Source organism: Rhodococcus sp. Ni2 (assembly GCF_021352185.1).
GTDB lineage: Bacteria > Actinomycetota > Actinomycetes > Mycobacteriales > Mycobacteriaceae > Rhodococcus_F > Rhodococcus_F qingshengii.
The window spans coordinates 1,615,394-1,634,129 of record NZ_WOXZ01000002.1; the positions used below are offsets into that span (position 1 = coordinate 1,615,394).

Sequence of the window (18,736 nt, forward strand, 5' to 3'; positions counted from 1 at the left end):
TTGGTGGACGCGTCGAGCCTGCAGAGAGCTTCGATGTACCTCAGCCCGGGCTCGACGGGATCCTGAACCGACTTGACTCAGACTCTAAACCTATGTGAAACCGGGAACTAATCAGATGCGGGATTCGTACGCGTACCAAACTCTTTGTAAGGTTTGCCTTTCCAATCTCGCCGAGACGGTTTCGGTGTGGTTTCTGCATCCATTCAGTCGGCGTGATTGGATAACGAACCATGGGTGACATCGACTGGAAGTTGTTGCGGCACAACGCGCAAGTGGTCATGCGGCACGCCTATGCGCCGTACTCGGGGTACGCGGTGGGTGCAGCGGCCCTGGTAGACGATGGTCGGATCGTCTCAGGATGCAATGTGGAAAATGTCTCATACGGTTTGAGCCTGTGTGCCGAATGTGGACTCGTCGGTAACTTGGCCGCCACCGGGGGTGGCCGGCTGCTTGCCTTCACGTGCTGCGACGCGAAGGGCTCGATTCTGATGCCGTGCGGCCGGTGCAGACAGCTTCTCCTCGAGCACGGCGGGGGTGAGATGCTTGTCGACACGAGCAGTGGGTTCAAGCCGCTGAGCGAGCTGTTGCCTGATGCTTTCGGGCCGGAACAAGCAGAGGGGCTCCGCCATGTTTGACGCAGTTTCCATCATCGGCGCCAAGCGTGACGGCCGCGAGCTGTCGGGAACCGAGATCGACTGGATAGTTCAGGCGTTCACACAGGGGATCGTCGGCGACGAGCAGATGTCGGCGCTCGCGATGGCGATCTACTTCCGCGGAATGTCGCGAGCAGAGACCGGTCGATGGACCGAGGCGATGATCGAATCCGGCGGGAGGATGGACTTTTCGGACTTGCCGCTGCCCACCGTCGACAAGCATTCGACCGGTGGAGTGGGGGACAAGATCACCCTTCCGCTCGCACCCCTCGTCGCTGCCTGTGGTCTTGCAGTCCCGCAGTTGTCGGGCCGCGGACTCGGCCACACCGGTGGAACTCTCGACAAGCTCGAGGCCATTCCAGGTTGGCGAGCCGAGCTCACGGCGACGGAGATGGTCGACATTCTCTCGGATCCGAAAATCGGCGCGGTGATCTGCGCTGCCGGAGCGAATCTGGCCCCCGCGGACAAGAAGCTCTACGCGCTGCGCGACGTGACCGGAACGGTGGAATCCATTCCGCTGATCGCAAGTTCGATCATGAGCAAGAAGATTGCCGAGGGAACCGGCGCCCTGGTGCTCGACGTCAAGGTCGGTTCCGGAGCGTTCATGAAGGACCTCGGCGACGCGCGAGAGTTGGCACGCACGATGGTCGAGCTTGGCAACGACGCCGGCGTGCGTACAAGCGCTCTCATCACCGGGATGGACACCCCGCTCGGATTGACGGCGGGCAACGCCCTCGAGGTACGTGAATCCGTCGAGGTGCTGGCAGGCGGCGGGCCGTCGGACGTCGTCGAGCTGACCCTGGTCCTGGCGCGGGAGATGCTGTCAGCGGCCGGGATCGACGGTATCGACCCCGCCGACAAACTGGCCGACGGCACAGCCATGGACCGGTGGCGCGTGATGATCGCCGCCCAAGGTGGGGACCCACACGCGACGCTGCCGGTGGCCCGGCACAGCGACGTCGTCACCGCGGACCGAGACGGCGTACTGACCCGACTCGACGCCATGGCGGTGGGCATCGCGGCCTGGAAACTGGGAGCCGGACGCGAACGGCAGGGCGAAGCCGTTCAGGCCGGTGCCGGCATCGAGATGCATGCAAAGCCTGGCGACGTGGTCCGTGCCGGGCAGACGCTGATGACATTGCACACCGACACTCCCGAGAGATTTGATGCAGCGCGACGAAGCCTCGGCGGTGGATGGTCGATCGGGACCGATTCCGACACCGTTTCGCGACCATTGCTCATCGAGCGAATTGTGGGTGATTCGCGTTAGCGTTGGCGAATGAACGCACCGGAGTTGACCACGATCCGCAGCGCACCCAAAGTTCTTCTCCACGATCATCTCGACGGAGGACTCCGACCCGAGACCGTTCTCGAACTGGCCGAGCAATGTGGCTACGACGAGCTTCCGGCGACTACGGCATCCGAACTGGCGCAATGGTTCCGAACTGCCGCTGACAGTGGATCACTCGAGCTCTACCTCGAAACGTTCACGCACACAGTCGCCGTGATGCAGACCCCCGAAGGGCTCGCACGGGTGGCACGTGAGTGTGCCGAGGATCTGGCCGACGACAACGTCGTCTATGCCGAGGTCCGTTTTGCGCCCGAGCAGCACCTGGAACAAGGCCTGAGTTTGGACGAGGTCGTCGAGCACGTTCTCGAAGGTTTCCGGGCCGGCGAATCCGCTGCCAGGGTCGCGGGACGGGAGATCCGAATCGGCTGTCTTCTCACGGCGATGAGGCATGCCGCGCGGTCGCGGGAGATCGCCGAACTCGCTGTGCGATTCCGGGACCGCGGGGTTGTCGGTTTCGACATCGCCGGTGCCGAGGCCGGTAACCCACCGAGCCGGCACCTCGACGCGTTCGAGTACATGCGTGACGCGAACGCCCACTTCACGATTCACGCGGGTGAGGCTTTCGGGTTGCCGTCGATCCACGAAGCCATCGCCTTCTGCGGAGCGGATCGGTTGGGCCACGGCGTGCGGATCGTGGACGACATCGACGTAGGCGTGCCAGGTGGGGCAGAGTTGGGTCGGCTCGCGAACTACGTCCGTGACATGCGCATTCCCCTGGAACTGTGCCCGAGTTCGAACGTGCAGACCGGAGCCGTAGCCGCCCTGGCGGACCATCCGTTCGGACTCTTGGCGGACTTGCGCTTCCGAGTGACCGTCAACACCGACAACAGGCTGATGAGCGACACCACCATGAGCCGGGAAATGGCCGCGTTGGTCGAGACCTTCGGTTACGGATGGACCGATCTCGAACGCTTCACCATCAACGCGATGAAGTCGGCCTTCATTCCGTTCGACGAGCGCCTCGCGTTGATCGACGACGTCATCAAGCCGGGCTACGCCGTGCTCATCGGCTAGATGACGTGCGCCCGACTACTCAGATCGAAGCCGGGCCTCGAACTCGCGCTCGAGTTCGCGCCAGGCCTCGGATTCCTTGGTGAACGGCGCACTCGGAGCCATCCGCGACGGATCGGGGTTGAGGAGGTACGAGACGTACCAACCCAGCTCGTTCGACGCGGACAGAGCCTCCTCGGTGGAGTCGTCGTCGGCGAAATCTGCTGCATCGGTGAACAATTCGACCGCGAGTTCCAGCTGCTCGGCATCTACGACGTCCGGGCCCTGGGCGAGGTCGTCGGCGATACCGGGCAGAACGTAGACGTTCTCGTCCGTGACCTCGATTTCGAGTGAACCGTCGACGGCCGCATTCTGAATTTCGCCGTACGTACTGACCTGCGAGAGATCGTGTTCGTGGTTGTCGGCGAGGTAGCGAGCGAGTGCGCGCTCGCTACGGAAGACGGTGATCAGTCCGTCCTTGCCGAGGAAGATCGCCTGATCTCCCATGTAGCAGCGCAGAGTGTAGAACGTCTCGGCCGAGGTGATGATGCGGATCGGGTCGACACCGACCTCACCCCAGAAGGTCTCGACTTCGTCTTCGTCCTCTTCGAGGTCGTCTTCGTCGAATTCCTCGTCCTCGCCCTCCTCGGCGACATCGTCGGCGTCGACGGTGTTCTCGGCGGCAGCGAGCAGTTCAGCTTCGGCGACCGCGACGGCGGCTGCATCGACCTTCGGGGAGGTGACCACCTTGTCGATGGCGTCGAGAACGGCGTCCCAGTCCTTGACGATCGCAGCGCCGACCTGGTCCCACAACTCCAGGCCTTCGCGGCCTTCGAAGGTGCCGGCGCCGGTGGCAAGCGCGCCGAGTACCGGATGGCCGCTGAAGAAGCGGATGACCGCGTCGAGTTCGCACACCTCACCGATGTTGCGAGCCATGTTCAGGGTGTCTTCGAGTTCCGAGACCGCCAGTGCCTCAGGGTCACCTGCGGCCAGTTCCGGCACGCCGACGAAATCGAACGTGAAGTTCTCTTCCGGTTCCAACTCGGCTGCCGACAGTCCGGAGACGACGGCCCACGCCGGATGCTCGACCAGGTCGTTGTCGGAGTCCGTTCGGATGAAGGCCGCGAGTTCCGCGACGGAGGAGAACCCGTAGAGGTCTTCCTCATGGCCGAGAAACGCTTCCCACTCGTCGTCGCCCTCGCGCCAGCGAGGTGCCCACAAAGTGACGAGGTCTCCGTCGGTGAGTCCGATTTCGATAGGGACGATGTCTCCAGCCATGGGCGGAAGCCTATCCACCGCAGCGCGAAAGGCATAGCGGGGGTTCGTCACGTTTGTTTCAGGGCTACTCGGAGCTCACTGACCAGTCGCTCGCGTTCGTCGTTGGACTGTCGAACTGCCTGGTGAATCGTGGCCACCGTCAATGCGGCCACCGTCTGAGAATTCATCGCGGTGACTGCGTCGGTGATCCGTAGGTCGACCAGAGCGCCCAGCCCGTCGACAGTCGCCGTGACTATCCCACCCTCGCTCGAGACGACTACCCGAAGAGCGCCGACCCCGTCGACGGCGTCCTGCAAGAGTCCCGTCCGGTGTTTCGCCAGCTCCATGATTCGATCAATCTCGCTCATATCGAACGCATCCAGCTCGACGGAAGGTTCTGGCCCTCGGCGGCGTCGACATCGGCCAGTTCGTCTCGGGTCGGTAGACCGAGCCGATCGAGGATCGCTGCCGGGACTCCGGTCTCCTCGAGCTCCACACGATGGCGGGCGCCGGCTTCGATTGCTGCTTTCGAACACAGCGTGAGTATCTGTTGCGCCAACCGCTGCCCGCCGTACCGCAGTTCGTCCTGGCTGATCCGCAGGTCCACGGGCACGGCGTGCTCCGTGGCGCGGACCGCGATGGTTCCGGCGCGGTTGACGGCTACGGCTGTGATGATCGGCGGTGATTCGCGCTTGTTCTCGGGCATGATTCCCTGTCATTCCGTCGGACGGTAGAAGCCGTGAAAGCCCATGCCGCTGTTCGTGGTTCGGATGGCGCTGATCTCGACAGGATCGCCGGCTTCGACCATCTGACCGTTGCCGATCACCATGGCGACGTGTCCGTCCCAGACCGCGAGGTCGCCCGGCATCAGATTGTTCTGATCGACCTGGTTCCCGATTCCCTGTTCCTGAGCCAACCTCGGAATATCGACTCCGGCCTGGCCGTACGCCCATTGAGTCAGCCCGCTGCAGTCCAGACCGACTCCCGGCGTCGTGCCTCCCCAGGCGTACGGGACACCCTGTTGAGTGAGCGCGTTGCGTACGGCAGCAGCGGCCTCGGCGTTCGGTGCGGTGGCAATCGAGCCGTCGGGAAGTTCGACCTCAACGCCACCGACGGAACCGGAACCACTTGCGGAACCGGAACCGGAACCACCGACGGAACCGGAACCACTTGCGGAACCGGAACCACCCGCCGACTCGGAGACCCCAGGTGCGGGATCGGGTATCGGGACGGACGGGACGAGTGCGGACATCTTGTCGGTCGACCCGGCCAACTCACCGCGTACCCGCTCGATAACCGATACCGCGCGTCCGAGGTGCTCCAACGCGGCCGACAACAACATCAATTGGCCCGTCGGTGTCATCAGCGTCGGCCCGGCCTTGATCGCGAGTGTCAGAAACGACTGGAGAATCTCACCGAGTTCGGTCATTCCCGCGTACACGGACGTTGTCGCTTCGTCCACGACGCCGGCGATGTCGGTCCCACGATCGGCGAGGTTTCGCGTCGACGTCTGCGTCTGCTCGGTTTTGGTCACCGCAGCGGTGAGTGCCGTGGACGAGCTCTGAGAGGACGCCAGTTCGCTCAGTGCCGCGCTTCCCAGTTGGTAGGCGATCTCGAGGGCGTCCGTGGCGATTCGGATGCCGACGTCGGGTCCATTTGTGCTGGGGACACCAGTCCCGACAGTGTCGACCAGGTCGATGATCGGTCGTGCGAGTGCGTCGACGTCGATCATGAGCGTGCGGCTTCAGCGAGAGTCCTTCTTACCGATTCCTCGGAGTCGAGATAGACGGCGTGAGCGTCGCGGGTGGCTGACTGGACGCTGGAGATCACAGCGGACAGTCGATCGATGTCGTCGATGTGCGCTTGCTGTGCTCGGCTCGCGACATCGACGAAGTCGCCGCCGATCAGCCCCAGCACAGTGGACAGAGCCAAGTGATCGCCACCCGCCGCGTCCTGTCGAGCTTGCGCGACGTTGTCGGCAACAGTGCCCAACCGCGTGGCGAACTCCGCGATGCTTTCAGTGTCCAGATCCAGATTTGTCAACTTTGTCTTCCCCCCGTTGCGCTTACTCCTTCTTGGACGCCGCGCGGGGTGCTCCGGTTCCCGAGGAACTATTCTGATGGTCATGCAAACGCACGTAGTCGACCATCCGCTCGCGGCGGCCCTCTTGACGACAATGCGTGATGCACGCAGTGAGAACGCAACTTTTCGTTCCGCACTTCGCAGGCTCACGCACATGCTGGTCTACGAGGCCATGCGTGACGCGGAGGTCGAGGAGTTCCCGGTCGACACCCCGGTGGCAGCGACGACGGGCATCCGGCTCGCGAAGCCGCCGTTGTTGGTACCCGTGCTGCGGGCCGGTCTGGGCATGGTCGAACAGGCGAGTGCGCTGATTCCGTCGGCCGGCGTCGGCTTTGTCGGAATGGCACGTGACGAAGAGACTCATCAGCCGGTTCCGTACCTCGAATCCCTGCCGGCGGATCTGTCCGGGATCCCGGTGTTCGTGCTCGATCCGATGCTCGCCACCGGTGGTTCGATGGTGCACACCATCGACTTGCTGGTTGCGCGTGGCGCGACGGATGTCACGGCAGTGTGCGTCGTGGCCGCTCCGGCCGGCGTCGACGCGCTGGCAGCGTCCGGCCACCCGGTTCGTCTGGTCATCGCGAGCATCGACGACGGACTCGACGAGAACGCTTTCATCGTCCCCGGTCTCGGTGACGCCGGCGATCGGCAGTTCGGACCCCGCTAGAGCGAAAGGGCGAAGGTTCGGAGTTCGGCCAGCCGGGCCTTCGCCTGCTCTACTGCGTTCGCGAGGTCGGCGCGGTTCGCCACCGGGACGACAACTTCGAGATAGCACTTGAGCTTGGGCTCGGTTCCGGACGGTCGAACAACCACGCGGATCGACGGCCCGTCGAATATCACTGCGTCGGTGCGCATACCACCGCGAACCAGGGACAAGTCCTCGGTCGTGACCGGCTCGCCCGCGAGTTGGCTTGGCGGATCGGCGCGTAGCCGTTTCATCATTTCCGCGATGTCACTCGAGTCCTCGACGCGGCGGGATACTTGGTCCCCGCAATGCAGTCCGAATTCGACGGCATAGTCGCCTAGAACGTCCAACAGGGTTCTGTTGCTGCCCGCGAGGGTGGCAGCCAAGTCAGCCACCAGAACGGCAGCTGAGATTCCGTCCTTGTCCCGCACCACATCCGGATCGACGCAGTGCCCGATCGCTTCCTCGTAGGCGTAGACGAGTCCGTCGCCGGCGCGCGTGAGCCACTTGAATCCGGTGAGTGTCTGCGCAAACCTGGCTCCGCGGGCTTTCGCCAACTTCGAGAGCAGGGTCGAGGAGACGATCGTCGTCGCCACCAACGAATCTTCGGGCGCCGTGCTCAGTACGTGGTCGGCCAGGAGCACCCCGGTTTCGTCGCCGCGCAACATGCGCCACTGATCACCGTCGCGAACTCCGACGGCGCAGCGGTCGGCATCCGGGTCGAGTGCGATCGCCAGATCCGCGTCGACACTTCGGGCAAGGGCGAGCAGGCGGTCTGCGGCGCCGGGCTCTTCGGGATTGGGGAACTCGACGGTCGGAAACGTGGGGTCGGGATCGAACTGCTCCGCCACGACGTGCAGGTCCTCGAATCCTGCTGCTCGCAGAGCCGCGGTCGCAGTCTCACCCCCGACGCCGTGCATTGCCGTGAGCGCAATCCGGATCGAGCGGGCGTCGCCGTGCGGGAGGGTCGCGATGCGGGCGATGTACTCCTCGACCAGAGAATCGTCGGCCGGAATCACCGATGCTCGCGCGACGTCGGCGGCACTACCGATGCGAGCGATCTCGCTCTCGATTTCACGATCGGCGGGGGAGACGAGTTGCGCTCCGCCCGAGAGATACACCTTGTAACCGTTGTCGGCGGCAGGATTGTGGGAGGCGGTGATCTGGATACCTGCCGCTGCCCCGAGCCTGCGCACCGCGAACGCCACCAGCGGTGTCGGCAGTGGGCGGGGGAGCAGGGTCACCTCGAACCCGGCCGCTGCCATGACCTCGGCGGCGGCCAGAGCAAATGCCTCTGAACCGAGCCGGGCGTCGCGGCCGACCACAACGCGGGACCCGCCCTGGCAGCGAGCTGTCAGCCAGGCCGCCAGACCGGCCGTGGTCCGGATGACGACCGCGAGGTTCATGCCGTTGGGTCCGCCGCGTACCGGCCCGCGAAGCCCAGCAGTGCCGAACGTCAGCGGTGAGGAAAAGCGTTCGGCCAGTTCATGTTCGGAAAGGGCGGCTAACTCTGCGCGGGTAACTGGGTCCGGATCGGCGTCGATCCACTCGTTGACGTTCAGTGGTGTCACAGCTGCTCGACCAGTTGGCGCAGCAGCACTCCCATCCGGGCCGCCGAAGCTTTGCCTGCCGCCAGCACTTCCTGATGGTCGAGCGGGGCGCCCGTGATTCCGGCGGCCAGATTGGTGACCATGGAGATGCCGAGAACGCGAGCGCCGAGCGCGCGAGCCGCGATGGTCTCGTGAACTGTCGACATGCCGACCAGATCGGCGCCGAGTGTACGAAGCATTCGAATCTCGGCTGGAGTCTCGTAGTGCGGACCGGGAAGCCCGGCGTAAACACCCTCGGCAAGGTCCGGGTCGATCGAGCGAGCCAGCGCACGCAGTTCCGGCGAGTAGGCGTCGACCAGGTCGACGAACTCTGCGCCGACGAGGGGAGAGCGGGCCGTTAGGTTCAGGTGGTCACTGATCAGCACTGGTTGTCCCACTGCGTAGTCCTCGCGGATACCGCCGGCCGCATTGGTGAGGATGACGGTGTCGGCGCCGGCAGCAATGGCTGTCCGGACCGGGTGGACGACGGTACCGAGATCGTGGCCCTCGTATGCGTGCGCGCGCCCGAGCAGCAGCAGGACTTCGGTGTTTCCGACGCGCACCGAACGAATGGTGCCCGCATGGCCGAGGGCGGACGGTGGGGCGAAGCCGGGAAGATCCGCCATCGAGACTTCGGCTGTCACGTCCGCACCGGCGTCGCCGAACACGTCTGCGGCATCGGTCCACCCCGACCCGAGCACGATGGCGACTGACGGTGACGAAGAGCCAGTCATGGCGGACAGAGCAGCGGCGGCGGCCTCGGCGATCGTTCCCATGTGAGCAACCCTACTGAGGAGTCGGGTCGGTTCGCCGGGTGAGTTGGCGGGCGTTACTCTCCCATCCATGCCTTATCTCGAACGCGACGGCGACGTATTCATCCTGTACCTCGGCAACGAGGGCGAAACGGACAACGAGAACCGCTTCGGCCCTGAGTGGATCGACGCTGTTCACAGCAAGTTGGACGAGGTCGAAGCGCACGAGGGGCCCGCAGCCCTGGTGACGACGGCGACGGGCAAGTTCTACACGAACGGCCTGGACACGACGTGGATCTTCGGCAATCTCGACGGTCTCCCCGGCTACCTGGACAAGGTCCACACCATCTACAGCCGTTTGCTGACCTTCCCGATGGCCACGGTCGCGGCCGTGCAGGGGCACGCGTTCGGCGCCGGCGCCATGCTCGCGTCCTCGCACGATTTCCAGATCATGCGCGCGGACCGCGGCTTCTACTGCCTGCCCGAGGTGGGACTGAACATGCCGTTCACTGTCGGGATGTCTGCACTGCTGAACAGTCGTCTGCCCAAGCAGACGGCAGTCGATGCCATGACGACGGGGCGTCGCTTCGGCGGCGCCGACGCACTCGCTGCCGGCATCGTGCAGGAAACGGTCGACGGCGACGGAGTACTCGCCGCTGCTGTGGCCAAGGCGTCGGCACTGACGTCGACTCACGGCAAGAACTTGGCGGGAATCAAGGCAGGCATCCACCGCGATGCTCTTGCAGACCTCGCTCAGGTGACTGACAAGAGCAACTTCTCCTTCGGGTGAGACAATGATCGCGTGAACCAGAATGTCGACAGCGCAGTCAGGTCCGTAGAGGCCGATCTGATCGCGCTGTCGCATTCGATTCACAGCGACCCGGAACTCGCCTTCGAGGAGTTCCGCAGCGCTGCCAAAGTGTCGGACCTGCTGGCGCAGCACGGTTTCGCGGTCACTCGCGGGATCGTCGATCTGCCGACAGCTTTCGATGCCACCTACGGCAGCGGAGAGTTGGTCATCGCGATCTGCGCCGAGTACGACGCGCTGCCCGAGATCGGTCATGCCTGTGGGCACAACATCATTGCCGCCGCCGCGGTCGGGGCCGGCATCGCGTTGGCTACCGTGGCCGACGAACTGGGGATCACCGTCCGAGTGATCGGTACTCCCGCGGAGGAAACCGGTGGCGGCAAAGTCCTGATGCTCGAGCGTGGTGCATTCGACGGCGTCGGCGCGGCCATGATGGTTCATCCAGGGCCGATCGACATCATCGGTGCGACCTCGCTGGCCTTGGCGGACATCGCCGTGAGTTATCACGGTCGCGAGGCGCATGCGTCTGCTGCGCCGGAGTTCGGTCGTAACGCCGCCGACGCAGCGACGCTCGCTCAGGTGGCGGTCGGACTGTTGCGTCAGCACCTGCAGCCAGGTCAACAGATTCACGGAATCGTCAGTGACGGCGGCACGGCTCCCAACATCGTTCCGGCTCGGTCCGAATTGCTCTACTACCTGCGTGCCGAAACGGCCGCGTCGTTGGCCAATCTGTCCGAGCGTGCCGACGCGTGCTTCGCCTCGGGTGCACTCGGCACCGGGTGCACCCACGAAATCCGCACGGTATCGCCTACTTACACCGAGCTGACCCCCGATCCGTGGCTGGCGGCGGCGTACCGTGAACAGATCGTCGATCTCGGGCGGGTGCCACTGGCAGCGGAATGGGAGCGCTCCCGTCCACTGGGTAGTACGGATATGGGTAATGTGACCAATGTGATTCCGGGAATTCACCCGGTCATAGGCTTGGATTCATCGGGGGCAGTGACACATCAGCCGGAGTTCGCGGCTGCGTGTATCACCACCTCCGCAGATCGAGCGGTAGTCGACGGTGCAATTGCGTTGGCCCGCACTGCTGTCCGGGTAGCGTCCGATCCAGAACAACGCGCCCGTCTGTTGGAAGGGGTAGATCGCCGGTGAACGCGGCAATCGACACGTGGATTCACGCGCACACCGACGACCTCGTCGCGTGGCGTCGACACATCCATGCCAACCCGGAGTTGGCTCGCCGCGAATACGCGACCACCGAATTCGTCGCCACCCGCCTCACTGCCGCTGGATTGTCGCCGAAGATCCTTCCCGGTGGCACCGGTCTCACGTGCGATATCGGACCGGAGGGTCCACGAATCGCACTGCGCGCCGACATGGACGCTTTGCCGATGCAGGAAGCGACCGGGGCGACGTACTCGTCCACGGTCCCCGGTGTGTCCCATGCATGCGGGCACGACGCCCACACCACCATCTTGCTCGGCGCCGGACTGGCTCTGGCCACGCTGCCCGAACTTCCCGTCGGGGTTCGGCTGATATTCCAGCCCGCCGAGGAAGTCATGCCTGGCGGAGCACTCGACGTCATCGCCGCGGGCGCGCTCGACGGTGTGTCCAGAATCTTTGCTCTGCACTGCGATCCGCGACTCGAGGCAGGCCAGGTCGGAATGCGCCTGGGCGCGATCACCTCTGCTGCCGACACGATCGAGGTCGTCCTCGACTCTCCGGGTGGGCACACGTCGCGGCCGCATTTGACCACGGATCTGATCTACGCGCTCGGCACCGTCGTGACCGGGCTGCCGGGAATGCTCAGCCGTCGTATCGATCCGCGTACCGGAACCGTCATGGTGTGGGGCGCGGTCAGCGCAGGTCAGGCGCCCAACGCGATTCCGCAGACCGGCATGATGACGGGCACGGTACGTACCGGCGATCACGACACCTGGGAGTTGCTCGAACCGCTCGTGGAAGAAATCGTCCACGGACTGCTCGCACCCACCGGAGTTCGCTACCAACTCAACTATCGTCGCGGAGTGCCTCCGGTCGTCAACGACGAGGTGTCCACTCGGATATTCGAGGACGCCATCGCGACCGTCGGACAAGATGCTTTGGCGGACACCCCGCAATCCGGTGGTGGCGAAGACTTTTCGTGGTACCTCGAAACCGTGCCGGGTGCCATGGCGCGGCTCGGCGTGTGGTCGGGTGAGGGCGATCAGCTCGACATCCACCAACCCACTTTCGATCTCGACGAGCGAGCACTCGGCGTCGGTGTGAAGGTTCTGACGAGCCTGGTTCTGGGATAGTTCCGGTTCCCGTCGGGGGTACCGTTTTTCGTGTCGTTCGAGTGAAGGTACGGGCATGTCCATAGGTGTGGGAGTGCGAATCGGCACATTGGTGTCGACGGCTGTCGTTGCGTCGAACGATCCGGGTTCGGCCGATCCGGTGGTATTGGTTCGGGACACGATCCTCAATCAACGCAAGGACGGAACGACGGTGCTCGGTGGCACCGAGCAACTGGGTGCCGGCCGTGAGTTCGCCGAGAGCTGGTCGGGCTTTGTCGGTCGCGTCGGGGACCCGAGTGGCGTCGCGGGAACTGCCGATACTCGTTACCGCGCCGAGGATTTGGTGGCGACCTCGATTCGCTGTCTGTTGCAGGAATGCGAGCCGCTGCCCGATCGTGGTGGTCGAAGCGGGGGAGCGCCCGACATCGTCGCGACCTACCCGTCACGCTGGGACTCGTCGACAGCGGCACTCATGCAGGATTCGCTGGTCTACGCGGGCCTCGAACGGGTCACACTCGTCTCGGATGCCGAGGCCGTGTCGGCGTGGTTCGAGTCGGAAATCGCGGCACTCGCCGGCACGCTCATCGGCATCTATCACGTGGACGACACCGGGGCAGCGGTCACCCTCGTGCGTTCTGGTGTCGCGGCCGGCCGTGCATTCGGCTTTGCCGGCGACGGGAGTTCGCCGAGTTCACGCCTCGCGACGGCTCTGGGTGCGTTCGGTTGGATGCCGGAGAACTTGGACGCCGTCGTCGTCACCGGTGACGGCGAACCGGCGACAGACAAAGCGGCCATGATGTCCATAGCGGCCGGGATTGCCGAAAAGCTCGGTGTCAGATGTGAACTCGGTCCCGGGCCTGAGCAGTCGGCTGCGCTGGGAGCCGCAATTCTGGCTGCCGGATTCACCTCGACGTCGCACGCTATCGTGCCGATCGGATTGCCGCCTTCACACGACGTGACCGAGGTGTTCGACACCCTGGGACGCGAGAAGGTGGCGGCAGAAACCGCTGCCGGGGTGGCGACCGCCGAGCCGGAAACTGCAGTTGTCGCAGGCGAATCGGAGTCGCGCGGTTCCAAGCGTGTGCTCATCGGCGTGACGGTTGTGGTGGTGCTCGCAGCACTGGCAGTGCTCGCGTATTTCCTGCTGCTTTGAGCAGGACAGCTATCTAATCGGTAACACCGTTACCCGGACCGACATTGCGGCTGTTTCTCGTCCGCAACTCTCGTACGTACTCGGCCGGCGCTCCGGCAATCTCGGCGGCGTCGGCCATCACGCCGATGTAGCGGGCCGACGGCAGTCCGCCTTCGTACGCATCCATGACGTAGAGCCACGCAAGTACCGCGTCGCCGGCGGTGTCGACCCGCACGCGGATCTTGCGGTGCAGACCCAGTTCGGCACCTTCCCAGCGGTCCAGACTCACTTCGTCCTCTTCCGGGACGTCGTAGAGCACCACGAAAACACTGGAATCGGGATCTTCGACCACGGTGGCGAGAGCACCCTCCCAGCCGAGGTCCTCGCCGCTGAAGGTCAGGCGCCAGCCTCGCAGCCACCCTGTCCCGGACATGGGGGAGTGTGGGCAGCGCAACAACATCTGCTCGGGATGCATGTTGGAACCGTAGGCGGCATAAATCGACACGGGCGCAAGCCTAAACCGTGGTCCGAGGGTGTGGCGAAGCGGACCACCGGACGCAAGTAATCTGGTACAAGCACTGCGCGACACGTGGTGCTCGAATAGCGTGACACTGGTCGACGGGAGACCCCTGCCGGCCACGCGAGGACTTGGAGGACACATGACCCGGATCGTGATCATCGGTGGCGGACCCGCCGGCTACGAGGCGGCACTGGTAGCCGCGCAGCACGGGGCCACGGTCACCCTGGTCGATTCGGACGGCGTCGGCGGTGCGTGTGTGCTGTTCGACTGTGTCCCGTCGAAGACGTTCATCGCGTCCACCGGGATCCGCACCGACATGCGTCGTGCATCCGACCTCGGCATCACTCTGGATCCGGAGCAGGCTTCGGTGTCACTGCCGAAGATCCACTCCCGAGTCAAGAGTCTCGCGTTGTCCCAGTCCTCGGACATTCGCGCACGGTTGCAGACGGTAGGCGTCGAGGTTCTCTCCGGCACCGCCGAACTGACCGATCCACTCCTCGGCATGGCAGCACACCAGGTTCGCGCGACGCTCGGAAGCGGCGAGCAGAAGACCATCGACGCAGACGTCGTGTTGATCGCCACCGGCGCCAGCCCCCGCATCATCCCGGGAGCCGAGCCCGACGGTGAGCGAATCATGACGTGGCGCCAGCTCTACGACTTGGACGAGCTTCCCGAGCACCTGGTCGTGGTCGGTTCCGGTGTCACCGGTGCCGAGTTCGTCTCCGCATACACCGAGATGGGCGTCAAGGTCACGCTCGTGTCCAGTCGCGACCGTGTTCTGCCCGGCGAGGATGCCGATGCGGCGCTCGTGCTCGAGGACGCCCTCGCCGAGCGCGGTGTCACCCTCGTCAAGCACGCCCGCGCGGACGCCGTCGAGCGCACCGAGAAGGGCATCGTCGTCAAGCTCTCCGACGGCCGCACGGTCGAAGGAAGCCACGCTCTGATGACCGTCGGTTCCGTCCCCAACACCAACGGTCTCGGCCTGGAGCGGGTCGGCATCGAGTTGGACAAGGGTGGATACCTGCGTGTCGACCGGGTCTCGCGCACCACGGTTTCCGGTATCTACGCTGCCGGTGACTGCACCGGACTGCTCCCGCTCGCGTCGGTGGCTGCGATGCAGGGACGTATCGCGATGTACCACGCACTGGGTGAAGGCGTCAGCCCGATCAAGTTGAAGACCGTCGCGTCGGCCGTCTTCACACGCCCCGAAATTGCAACGGTGGGTGTTTCGCAGGCAGCGATCGACAACGGAGAGGTGCCTGCGCGCACCGTCATGTTGCCGCTCAACACCAACCCGCGCGCCAAGATGTCCGGTTTGCGTCGCGGATTCGTGAAGATTTTCTGCCGCCCGGCTACCGGCGTGGTCATCGGCGGTGTTGTGGTCGCACCCACTGCTTCGGAACTGATCCTGCCGATCGCGATCGCCGTACAGAACAACCTGACGGTCAACGACCTGGCGCAGACGTTCTCGGTGTACCCGTCGCTGACCGGATCGATCACCGAGGCTGCTCGTCAGCTCATGCGTCACGACGACCTGGACTGACAACCGACCAGAGTCTTCTTACAATGTGGGAACTCTGTTTCACATACTGAAGTATTGGTGGGATAGTCGAGATACCGACCGAATCAAGGGTCGGTATCTCGGCGCTCTCCCGCCCCGTTGACCCAGGACGGCTCAGGGTGTTTTTCCTCTGACCTTCATTCTGCGTGCCTGGGAGCTTCATATGACACACGCCGCGCTGTCCGCTCGCATGGACGGACTCCGTAGTTCTGCAATTCGCGATCTGCTCACCCTGACTGCCCGGCCTGACGTCATCAGCTTGGCCGGCGGACTGCCCGATCCCGATTTCATTCCGCGGGAGCGAATCTCGAAGGCAGCCCACGACGCACTCGGTGACCCCTCGTCCGTTCAGTACGGCGAGACCTCCGGCCTGCTGCGCCTCCGTGAGGTGATCGCCGAGCGCGAATCATCCAAGATCGGGCGGACACTCGACGTGTCCGAAGTCGTGATCACCCACGGTTCTCAGCAAGGTTTGAGCTTGCTCGCGCAGGTCCTCCTCGACGCCGGTGACGTCGTGGTCGTGGAGGAACCGGCATATACCGGTGCGCTGCAGGTCTTTCGAACGGCGCAGGCCCGTCTCGTTCCGGTCCAGCTGGACGAGGACGGAATGGATACCGACGCGCTCGAGACGGAACTCGCCGCCGGTCTTCGGCCCAAAGTTGTTCACACCGTGAGCAATTTCCACAACCCGCGCGGCGCGGTGCTTTCGGCGCAGCGGCGAGCGCACTTGGCGGCACTGGCGGACCGATACGGGTTCTGGGTGCTCGAGGACGACCCGTACGGCGAACTGTACTTCGGCGAGAAACCGCCAGCACCGCTGGCGGCGTTGTCGGACAGTGTGATTCGGCTGTCCAGTGCTTCCAAAGTGTTGGCACCGGCGCTGCGCGTCGGCTGGCTGCACGGCGACCGAAAGGTCTGCGAGGCGGTCGAACTGATCAAGCAAGGCGCTGACCTGTGCGGGTCTTCGCTCACCCAGCAGATCGCCGCAGACCTCTTCTCCGACGTCGAATGGTTCGACGCGCATCTCGACGTGCTTCGAGCGGGGTACGGCGCGAGGGCGAAGGCGTTGGTCACGGCCGCCGAGACGGAATTGAGTGGGCGTGCACGCTTTTCCGAGGTCCGCGGCGGGATGTTCTGTTGGATGGATTTCCTCGACGACGTCGACACCACCGAACTCCTGGGTGCCGCGCTCGCGCATGGCGTGGCATTTGTCCCAGGTTCGGCCTTCGCGGTCGAAGCGGACCTTGGTCGAAGCGCTCGACTGTGTTTCGCGACGTATCCCGAAGCGGTGCTGGTCGACGCCGTCGGCAGGCTCCGGGACAGTGTCACCGCAGGTACAGCCTGACTTTGTCGATAGTGTTGCGGAGCAGATCGATCTCCGTACCGGACGGTGGGGTGGTGACGGTGACGTGGTCGGCGACGGCCAGATCCCATCCCGTCGCCTCTCGCACCTGATCGACCGAGATGCCTTCGTGGACACTGGTCAGCTCCAACTCGCCGCCGGGGCCCTGGTGTGTCAGGACACCGAGGTTGGTGAACACCTTTGTCACTCCTGCACCTGCCGGCATGATGCCCTTTCCGCTGGCGTGGGCGCGGGCGGGGCTGGGTGAGGTGCAGAAGTCGAGCTCGGCCGGAAAGGAACTGAGGTCGTGGCGACGCATCACGACGAAGATCTCGGCCGCGTTCGCGATGATCTCGACGGCCCCGCCTGCTCCGGGCAGTCTGACCGTCGGGTTCTTCCAGTCACCGATGAAACTTGTGTTCAGGCTTCCCGTTCGATCGATTTGAGCCGCCCCGAGAAAACCGACGTCGACGTTGCCACCTTGCAGGACATAACCGAAGAGTGCGGCCATACTGAGCACGGATTCGGCGCCGGAGACCACGACGGAGTCGGCGATACCTTCGGCCATCGCCGACGGATGCGCGCCGCACACTCCGGATTCGTAGATCAGTTCTACGTCCGGATTCGACGTGTGGCGCGCGAGATCGACTGCGAGCGTGGGGAGCCCGACTCCGGCGAAGACCCGGCGCTTACCTGCCAACTCGCGTGCCGCGACGGCGACGATCGTTTCGGTGGAGGTGGTGTTACCGCTGACAATCGTGGTGGTCACAGTCTGCTCCCGTAGTCGACAGGTGTGGAGAGTTTTGATCCGACCTCGAGATCCGACCAGTAGTCGGCTCCGAGCTTGGCGAGATATTCGTCGTGATCGCCGAGTGTGTACACCCATTCGTCGAGCCAATTTCTCAGCAACGAAGGGTCTTTGGAAATCTCGGTCCAGCGTCGGTAGAAGCCGCAATCGCGGTCGTAGTATCCCTGTGCGTACGACGGGTGCGCGCCGCGCGGGCAGACGACAACCGCGTCGACGGCGTGCGAGGGAATCAGAGTTCGGCTCGGATCTGACCTGATGACCTCGTCGTCGACAAGCTCTTCCACAACGACGATCGCCTTCTTCGCGGCGTAAACGGCTTCTTGCTGCACCCCGGCGATGCCCCAGATCTGTGCGTTCCCGGACGTGTCCGCTCGCTGTGCGCCGATGATCGTCACATCCGGATTCAACGGCGGCACAACGTAGACGCTCCCGCCTCCGTACGGATCCTCGACGAGTCTCAGTTGTGGGTTGAGTGCGGGTAGATCACTACCGGCGTACGACCGCAGCGGGAAGAAGGGAAGTCTGGCCGCTCCCGCCTGATACCGGCACACCATGCCGTAATGGCTGTATTCCTCGACTTCGAGGGGGAGCGGGTCCTGGTTCTCGATGCGTCTGCGTAACTCGTACAGAGAACCTGCGGAGCCACTGGCGAAGAACGAGGCAACCAGCTTTCGGACGCAGCCGGCGGCGACGAGTTGATCGGAAACGATGTCCGGCGTCATCCGGCAGAGGGTGAGGTCCTTTCTGCCCTGCCGGATGATCTCGTGTGCCGCGGCAAAAGGAATGAGATGCGAAAATCCCTCCAGCGCAACGGTCATCCCGTCTTCGACGTATCGGCCGACGGCCTCTTTCATCGAGAGGGTCTTGTCCACGTGTGTACCTCTTCTTGTTCTTTCGCGCACTCGGTCGGTTTCGGAACTTGACATG

General features: G+C 64.2%; 20 protein-coding genes. 10 read left to right on the forward strand and 10 right to left on the reverse strand.

All coding sequences use genetic code 11. The features are described 5' to 3' along the window. The first annotated feature begins 230 nt into the window (after positions 1–230). Genes GN300_RS21075 through GN300_RS21085 form a run of 3 tightly spaced genes read left to right on the forward strand, consistent with a single transcriptional unit; the run spans position 231 to position 3,018 of the window. Positions 231–635, forward strand: coding sequence for a cytidine deaminase (locus GN300_RS21075; RefSeq protein ID WP_042923516.1), 405 nt, complete (start codon positions 231–233; stop codon positions 633–635). After that, on the forward strand, positions 628–1,923 hold the full coding sequence (locus GN300_RS21080; RefSeq protein WP_063316663.1) for a thymidine phosphorylase: 1,296 nt from the start codon (positions 628–630) through the stop codon (positions 1,921–1,923). Before GN300_RS21075 ends, GN300_RS21080 begins: the two co-directional genes overlap by 8 nt. A 9-nt stretch (positions 1,924–1,932) precedes the next feature. After that, positions 1,933–3,018: an adenosine deaminase gene (locus GN300_RS21085; RefSeq protein ID WP_063316662.1), complete on the forward strand. Its 1,086-nt coding sequence runs from the start codon at positions 1,933–1,935 to the stop codon at positions 3,016–3,018. Positions 3,019–3,033: 15 nt separating this feature from the next. On the opposite strand, the gene GN300_RS21090 is transcribed toward GN300_RS21085, so the two are convergent. From GN300_RS21090 to GN300_RS21110, 5 genes are read right to left on the reverse strand one after another with little or no spacing between them, the layout of a single operon-like run. Further along, positions 3,034–4,272 (reverse strand): hypothetical protein, encoded by a 1,239-nt coding sequence (locus tag GN300_RS21090; protein ID WP_063316661.1) that lies wholly within the window; start codon positions 4,270–4,272, stop codon positions 3,034–3,036. A 47-nt stretch (positions 4,273–4,319) separates the two neighbouring features. Next, positions 4,320–4,619 (reverse strand): YbaB/EbfC family nucleoid-associated protein, encoded by a 300-nt coding sequence (locus GN300_RS21095; RefSeq protein WP_063316660.1) that lies wholly within the window; start codon positions 4,617–4,619, stop codon positions 4,320–4,322. Continuing rightward, positions 4,616–4,957 (reverse strand): hypothetical protein, encoded by a 342-nt coding sequence (locus GN300_RS21100; protein WP_054188157.1) that lies wholly within the window; start codon positions 4,955–4,957, stop codon positions 4,616–4,618. The genes GN300_RS21095 and GN300_RS21100 overlap by 4 nt, the downstream gene beginning before the upstream one ends. A gap of 9 nt (positions 4,958–4,966) precedes the next feature. After that, positions 4,967–5,983, reverse strand: coding sequence for a C40 family peptidase (locus GN300_RS21105; RefSeq protein WP_063316659.1), 1,017 nt, complete (start codon positions 5,981–5,983; stop codon positions 4,967–4,969). After that, positions 5,980–6,294 carry a type VII secretion target gene (locus GN300_RS21110; protein WP_007727320.1) on the reverse strand — a complete coding sequence of 105 codons (315 nt, stop codon included), beginning with the start codon at positions 6,292–6,294 and terminating at the stop codon, positions 5,980–5,982. The genes GN300_RS21105 and GN300_RS21110 overlap by 4 nt, the downstream gene beginning before the upstream one ends. A gap of 82 nt (positions 6,295–6,376) precedes the next feature. Here GN300_RS21110 and upp point away from each other — a divergent pair, with 82 nt between their 5' ends. Continuing rightward, a complete protein-coding gene (upp, locus tag GN300_RS21115; RefSeq protein WP_007727319.1) occupies positions 6,377–7,000 on the forward strand; it encodes a uracil phosphoribosyltransferase in 624 nt (207 codons plus the stop codon). On the opposite strand, the gene GN300_RS21120 is transcribed toward upp, so the two are convergent. After that, on the reverse strand, positions 6,997–8,589 hold the full coding sequence (locus GN300_RS21120) for a phospho-sugar mutase (RefSeq protein WP_063316658.1): 1,593 nt from the start codon (positions 8,587–8,589) through the stop codon (positions 6,997–6,999). The genes upp and GN300_RS21120 overlap by 4 nt on opposite strands. Beyond that, a complete protein-coding gene (locus GN300_RS21125) occupies positions 8,586–9,383 on the reverse strand; it encodes a purine-nucleoside phosphorylase (RefSeq protein WP_007727315.1) in 798 nt (265 codons plus the stop codon). Before GN300_RS21125 ends, GN300_RS21120 begins: the two co-directional genes overlap by 4 nt. A gap of 67 nt (positions 9,384–9,450) precedes the next feature. Here GN300_RS21125 and GN300_RS21130 point away from each other — a divergent pair, with 67 nt between their 5' ends. From GN300_RS21130 to GN300_RS21145, 4 genes are read left to right on the forward strand one after another with little or no spacing between them, the layout of a single operon-like run. After that, positions 9,451–10,149, forward strand: coding sequence for an enoyl-CoA hydratase-related protein (locus GN300_RS21130; protein ID WP_003940710.1), 699 nt, complete (start codon positions 9,451–9,453; stop codon positions 10,147–10,149). 12 nt (positions 10,150–10,161) lie between these two features. After that, positions 10,162–11,322 (forward strand): M20 family metallopeptidase, encoded by a 1,161-nt coding sequence (locus GN300_RS21135; protein ID WP_050654878.1) that lies wholly within the window; start codon positions 10,162–10,164, stop codon positions 11,320–11,322. Then, positions 11,319–12,467, forward strand: coding sequence for a M20 family metallopeptidase (locus GN300_RS21140; protein WP_063316657.1), 1,149 nt, complete (start codon positions 11,319–11,321; stop codon positions 12,465–12,467). Before GN300_RS21135 ends, GN300_RS21140 begins: the two co-directional genes overlap by 4 nt. Positions 12,468–12,522: 55 nt before the next feature. After that, a complete protein-coding gene (locus GN300_RS21145; protein WP_063316656.1) occupies positions 12,523–13,599 on the forward strand; it encodes a hypothetical protein in 1,077 nt (358 codons plus the stop codon). A 13-nt stretch (positions 13,600–13,612) separates the two neighbouring features. Here the strand turns inward: GN300_RS21145 and GN300_RS21150 are convergent, their stop codons facing one another. Beyond that, positions 13,613–14,083, reverse strand: coding sequence for a gamma-glutamylcyclotransferase (locus GN300_RS21150; protein ID WP_003940753.1), 471 nt, complete (start codon positions 14,081–14,083; stop codon positions 13,613–13,615). 154 nt (positions 14,084–14,237) lie between these two features. Between GN300_RS21150 and GN300_RS21155 the strand changes: the two genes are divergently transcribed. Both GN300_RS21155 and GN300_RS21160 read left to right on the forward strand, forming a co-directional pair. Then, complete coding sequence (locus tag GN300_RS21155; RefSeq protein ID WP_003940987.1) at positions 14,238–15,641, forward strand: NAD(P)H-quinone dehydrogenase; 1,404 nt, start codon at positions 14,238–14,240, stop codon at positions 15,639–15,641. Positions 15,642–15,822: 181 nt separating this feature from the next. After that, positions 15,823–17,004: a PLP-dependent aminotransferase family protein gene (locus GN300_RS21160; protein ID WP_063316655.1), complete on the forward strand. Its 1,182-nt coding sequence runs from the start codon at positions 15,823–15,825 to the stop codon at positions 17,002–17,004. Here GN300_RS21160 and GN300_RS21165 read toward each other — a convergent pair. Together GN300_RS21165 and GN300_RS21170 are read right to left on the reverse strand one after the other, a co-directional pair. Beyond that, positions 16,985–17,770, reverse strand: coding sequence for a CoA-transferase subunit beta (locus GN300_RS21165; RefSeq protein WP_063316654.1), 786 nt, complete (start codon positions 17,768–17,770; stop codon positions 16,985–16,987). The genes GN300_RS21160 and GN300_RS21165 overlap by 20 nt on opposite strands. Beyond that, positions 17,767–18,681, reverse strand: a complete 915-nt coding sequence (locus tag GN300_RS21170; RefSeq protein WP_003940930.1) for a CoA transferase subunit A — start codon at positions 18,679–18,681, stop codon at positions 17,767–17,769. Before GN300_RS21170 ends, GN300_RS21165 begins: the two co-directional genes overlap by 4 nt. Positions 18,682–18,736 lie beyond the last annotated feature (55 nt).